The sequence below is a fragment of the Nonomuraea sp. NPDC050691 genome (assembly GCF_040654455.1).
In the GTDB taxonomy this organism is placed as follows: domain Bacteria; phylum Actinomycetota; class Actinomycetes; order Streptosporangiales; family Streptosporangiaceae; genus Nonomuraea.
Window position 1 is genome coordinate 1 of the sequence record NZ_JBFAIA010000300.1, and the last position, 5,231, is coordinate 5,231.

4 protein-coding genes and 2 pseudogenes are annotated in these 5,231 nt (G+C 72.1%); 3 read left to right on the forward strand and 3 right to left on the reverse strand.

Going from position 1 to position 5,231, the window contains the following annotated elements:
• The 3 genes from AB0H81_RS43650 to AB0H81_RS43660 form a co-directional block, all read left to right on the forward strand.
• Positions 1-1,271 (forward strand): NB-ARC domain-containing protein (locus tag AB0H81_RS43650; RefSeq protein WP_358388053.1); only part of this gene is annotated, 1,271 nt, incomplete at its 5' end.
• Positions 1,272-1,390: 119 nt separating this feature from the next.
• Positions 1,391-1,879: a MarR family transcriptional regulator gene (locus AB0H81_RS43655; protein ID WP_358388056.1), complete on the forward strand. Its 489-nt coding sequence runs from the start codon at positions 1,391-1,393 to the stop codon at positions 1,877-1,879.
• 175 nt (positions 1,880-2,054) lie between these two features.
• Positions 2,055-2,723 (forward strand): DUF4142 domain-containing protein, encoded by a 669-nt coding sequence (locus tag AB0H81_RS43660; RefSeq protein WP_358388059.1) that lies wholly within the window; start codon positions 2,055-2,057, stop codon positions 2,721-2,723.
• Between the two features lie 671 nt (positions 2,724-3,394).
• Here AB0H81_RS43660 and AB0H81_RS43665 read toward each other — a convergent pair.
• The 3 genes and pseudogenes from AB0H81_RS43665 to AB0H81_RS43675 form a co-directional block, all read right to left on the reverse strand.
• A pseudogene (locus tag AB0H81_RS43665) lies at positions 3,395-3,487 on the reverse strand (IS5/IS1182 family transposase); the annotation flags it as partial.
• A 690-nt stretch (positions 3,488-4,177) separates the two neighbouring features.
• Positions 4,178-4,539 (reverse strand): annotated as a pseudogene (locus AB0H81_RS43670) (transposase); the annotation flags it as partial.
• A gap of 37 nt (positions 4,540-4,576) precedes the next feature.
• On the reverse strand, positions 4,577-5,231 hold a 655-nt coding region (locus tag AB0H81_RS43675; protein WP_358388061.1), incomplete at its 5' end, for a DUF5937 family protein.

Genomic DNA, 5,231 nt, shown 5'->3' on the forward strand with positions numbered 1-5,231 from the left:
CGGCGCAGGCGGCCGTGCCCGCCCAGCTGCCGCCCGAGGCCGGGCCGTTCACCGGCCGCCACGATGAGCTGGGCGTGCTCGACGCGATCGCGGTCCGCGGCGAGACGGCCGCCGTCGCGATGGTGACCGGCGCGGGCGGCGTCGGCAAGACCGCCCTGGCCGTGCACTGGGGCCACCGGGTCCGCTCGCTGTTCCCCGACGGCCAGCTCTACGTCAACCTGCACGGCTGCTCGCCGGAGCGGCCTCTGCTGCCCATCGAGGCGCTGGGCCGGCTGCTGCGCGCGCTCGGCGTGCCGCCGGAACGGGTGCCGGACACCGTGGAGGAGGCCAGCGCCGCCTACCGCAGCCTGCTGGCCGACAAGCGCATGCTCGTGGTGCTGGACAACGCCGGCGGTGTCGACCAGGTCCGCCCGCTCCTGCCCGGCGGCCGGCGCTGCGTCACCGTCGTCACCAGCCGGGACCGGCTGACCGGCCTGGTCGCCCGCGACGGCGCGATCCCGGTGCCGCTCGGCATGCTCATGCCCGAGGAGGCGGTCGCGCTCTTCGGCGAGATCCTCGGCAGCCGCCGATTAGCCGCGGAACCCTCCGCCGCGCTGGAGCTCGCCCGCGTCTGCGGCTACCTGCCACTGGCCCTGCGGATCGCCGCCGCCGACATCGTCGCCGGACCGGGCAGGGACATCGCCGGCCAGGTGCGCCGGCTCACCCGGGCCCGGCTGTCCATCCTCGACCTCCACGACGACCCCCACGCCGCGGTCCGCGGCGCCTTCGACCTGTCCTACCGGCGCCTCGAGCCGCCACCCCGCCGGCTGTTCCGGCTCCTGGGCCTGCTGCCGTGGCCCGCCTTCACCCACGAGGAGGCCGCCGCGCTGATCGGCGCCACCGCCGAGGCGGCCGACCGGCTCCTGGGCCAGCTCTCCACCGCCCACCTGATCGAGGAGTGCGAGCCCGGCCGCTACACCGTCCACGACCTGATCAGGGAGTACGCGCGCGAGCGGGCCTTCGCCGAGGAGAGCCCGGCCGCGCGGGACCGCGCCCTGGCCGCCCTGCACGCCCTGCACGCCCTGCTCGGCGAGAAGCCGGCCGCGCTCCGCTCCGGCGACGGCCCGCTCGCCGTCGTCGCGGGCATCGCGCCCGACGTCCCGGTACGGCCGCCCGCCCTGGTGGACGGTGCCCTGTCCTTCGCGAAGGCGTCACCGGCCACCCACGCGGCCGTGGACCCGCTGGCGCGGTGGGTGTCCATCCGGCGGGCCGGGGTGAGGATGCTGTTCTAGCCGTACCGCTGGAGCGGCTCCGGCACGTACGCCGGGACGGACGGAACCGGGCGAGCCCCCGCTACATTGCTGGAGTGATGTCGGTGGAGCGGTGAGGGGGCGCGGTGATGGGGGGCGCGGTGCGCGAATCGGCCGTCGGACAGCTGTCCGTGGACGACCCCGTGGTGGAGGCGGTGCTGACCGCGAGCCGGGCGCTGGTGGCCGTGGCGGCGCGCTCCATCGCCGCCGCCGGCGGTGACGTGACCCTTCCGCAGCACCGGGCCCTGGTCCTGATCGCCGCGCGGGGGCCGCAACGGCTGGCCACCTTGGCCGAGGCGCTCGACGTGAACCAGTCGACGGCCTCGCGCATGTGCGACCGGCTGGTGGCCAAGCGCCTGGTGCGGCGCAGCCGTTCCGCCAGTGACCGGCGCACGGTGCGCATCGCGCTCACACCGGAAGGACGGGCACTGGTCGACGGGGTGACCCGGCATCGCCGTGGCGACCTGGCGCGCATCCTCGCCCAGCTCACGCAGGAGCAGCGAGAGGCCATGGTCGCGGCCCTGAACACCTTCAGCCTGGCCGCGGACGAGAAGCCCATCGCCGAGGGGGAGTTCCTCGACGACCTCTGAAGCCGGCGGGCCCGGCCTGACCGGCTCGCTCAGCGCTTGTCCCGTGCTCGGTCCCTGCTTGCTCCGTGCAAACCTTGCACACTGCTCTGAACCGTCCGCGACCCCGCGGGCGTATCTCCGGGTGACCAGCATCACTCGAACGGGCCGCGCACGAGGCCCGGAAGGGATGACGCCCATGAGACTCAGCCGGAGCCGCGGGGTTCTCGCCGGTTGCGCCGCTGTCGCGCTCTGCGCGCTCGCCGCCTGCGCCCAGTACACGCCCACGCCACGCTCCGGAGACCTCGGCGCCGTGCCGCCCACGGTCACGATCGAGCCGGTCGGCTCACCCGCCGCCCCGGGTGTGGCCGCGGCCGACACCGGCACCCAGGAGACCAGATGGGGGCCGTTGTCGGAGACCGACCGGGACCTCATCAAGAAGGTCCGGCTCGCCGGCCTGTGGGAGATGCCCATGGCCCAGGACGCGGTGCAACGCGCCAGCAGGGGCAAGGTCCGGGAGGTCAGCAGGAAGATCGCGGCCCAGCACCACGCGCTGGACGAGCAGGTCCGCGACCTGGCCGCGAAGCTGGACGTCAAGCTGCCGGTGAAGCCCACGGACGAGCAGCAGGGCTGGATGAGCGACATATCCGGCAGATCTGGTTCCGCCTACGACGTCACCTACGTCAAGTGGCTGCGCCTGGCCCACGGCAAGATCTTCACCTTGATCGGCACCGTACGCGGCACCACGCAGAACACCCTGGTCCGGCGCTTCTCCGAGCAGGCCAACGCCGCGGTGCTCAACCACCAGCGCCTGCTGGAGAGCACCGGCCTGACCACCCCGGAGAGCTTTCCGGCGCCACCCGCGTGAAGGGACTCGTGCAGCCCCTCGGCAGCGGAGGCGGCGGCGACCCCTACATCGGCCATGCAAGTAGGCGGGCTTGATGCTGTGAATCTCCACGACATCGCCCTCCTTGAGTGCGGCCGCCGCGATAGCCTTGACGACCTCGCGGCGCTGTTGGATGGCGAGGACGAGTTGGTCGAGAGTGCCCTCGTCGGCCTGGCTGACGAAGGTCATGACGTCGGTCACTGGCACGCTCATCGCGTGTCCTTTCAGGTCAAGGGGAGGTTCATGAGCAGAGCGCGGGCGAAGTCCAAAAACGATGGCTCTCCCGCAGTGACCAGCCGGATCGACAGCGGCTCGATGCCGGACACGGCGACGCCGAGCAGCACGTCGCGGTGCTCGCGCATCCCGCCCCAGTGCATCCGGTAGTCCTCCTGCCGATAAGTGGCGGCGTAGAACGAGGACGCCCTCGCACCGGCCCGCGCCTCGTGGTCGGCTGAGTTGGTCCACAGGCGGCAGTCACAGGTCGGGTCGCCACAACGTTCGGCCTCCAGATCACGGCGCGTGCTGCGGTAGCTGGTCATCCGCCCGTTCAGGAGCGGACACGCATCAATCGCGTATCGCGCGCAATCAGAGGGGTGGAGCGCGGGCTCGCTGGAGTAACCGCGCCCGGCCCCGCCGAGGAAGATGTAGGCGCGCTTGTCGTATCGCGTGGCCACGGCCCGGAAGTTCTTCAGCCGGTTGATCGCCCGTTCCACGACGTTGCGCGCTTTGTAGCGTTCGGCGTCGAAGCCGGTGGGGCGTCCTCCGGCCGAGCCGCGTCGACGGCGGTGGGCGCGTTGATCGCGTGGTTCGGGGATGGTGTGGCGGATCTTGTGGCGGCGTGGTGGGCGCGGTTGGCGCGGGAGGAATAGGCCTTGTCTGCGGCCAGGCTGTCGGGCCGGGCGCGTGGGCGGCCCGGCCCGAGCCGGGGCACCCGTTGGATCTTGGTGGTGAACCCGCCGCGGGAGCGACCTAGGCATTCCCCAGTTGGACCACCTCCGCCGGCCGGGCGGCCAGCGTGGCCAGTACCGGATCGCCCTGTTTTGTCTCGGCGGCGTCCCCCCTTTTGCCGTCCGCGGGTGGAGGCGGGTGGGGGCGGTGTGCGGGGCGCGCCGGCGGCATGCTGGTGCGCTCGGACGGTCGTGGAGTCCACGGAGATGTCCCAGTTCACCTGGCTCGCGTCACCGAACCGATACGAAGATCAACCCCCTACCGCTAATCCCTGCACCGCCGTGCCGTCCCGTGATTGTGTTCCTTCAGGGATCTTCCAGGTCAACAACAACATCGTTGAATTCGCGGCCATTACTGCCGAGGCCCCTGCCCGATGTGTCTCAATGAATCTGGTCCGAGGTCGCTCGGCGGGTGCAAAAGTCGGACATAGCTGATCAATGAGGCGGGTGGGTGACTGCGTCACTGGCGTTCGCGGCGACGGGCCGGCCTGCGTGCAGCAGGGCGAAGGTCTGCTCGACGACCCAGCGTTGTTTGCCGAGGCCGGAGCCGGGTTTGGGTGCCGCGGCGGGCGATCAGTGGGCGGATCTGCAGTTCGGCGGTACTTGTCGTGGTCGTAGCCGCGGTCGCCGAGCACGACGTCGGGGCGCTGGCGGGGCCGGCCGCGTTTGCCGCGCACCTTGGGGATGGCGTCCAACAGCAGGCGCAGCGGGGTGACGTCGTTGCGGTTGGCTCCGGTCAGGATGACGGCGAGTGGGATGCCGGTGGCGTCGGTGATCAGTTGGTGCTTGCTGCCGGCCCGTCCGCGGTCGACGGGGGGCGGGCCGGTCTGCGGCCCCCTTGTGAGGCTCTGATCTGGGAGCAGTCCACCCCTGCCCGGACACGCCGTCTCAGTGCCGAGCCACCGATTCGGCCGCCAGCAGTGCCACGGCGAGGGGTAAGCGCTCGTACAGCACCTGGTGGCCGTGCCGGCGTGCGGTCAGCAGGCCGGCGTCGCGCAGTACTGACAGGTGGGCCGACACGGACGACGGTGCCATGCCGTGGCGATGGGCGAGCGCCGTCGTCGAGGCGGGTTCGTCCAGGTCGGCCAGGATGGCGGCCCGGGTCCGGCCGACGAGCCGGACCAGCGCGCCCGGCGCTCCCGCGGCAGGGGCCTGCCAGAGCGTGCCCACGCCCCTGGCCGGATAGATCACCGTGGGCTGCCACGGCGCGGCGAAGCCACTTACCACGTCTGGCCAGACGAAGACGTTGGGCACCATCAGCACGCCTCGGCCGTCCGTCTGCTGTGCCCCCGGAAAGTCGTGCGGCGTCCTGTGGAGGAGCGTGTCGTCTGACCAGGCCAGATCCGGATGCAGGTCGGCGAAGAGCGCCTCCCATCCGCCTGCCGCCAGCCGTCCCGACCGGTGGGCGATGTCCGCTTCCAGTAGGGCCCGAATGCTGGCCCAGTGCGGGGCCAGCAGGGCGTGCCAGGCCCGCTCGGTGAGGTCGGCCAGCTCCTGTACCGTTCGCGCGGGGTCGGCGAGCGCCTGCTTGCCCTCCGGGGAT

Bases quoted from the DNA above. Each gene is read 5' to 3' on its own strand.
- AB0H81_RS43660 (WP_358388059.1), top strand. From the start codon at position 2,055: ATGAGACTCAGCCGGAGCCGCGGGGTTCTCGCCGGTTGCGCCGCTGTC.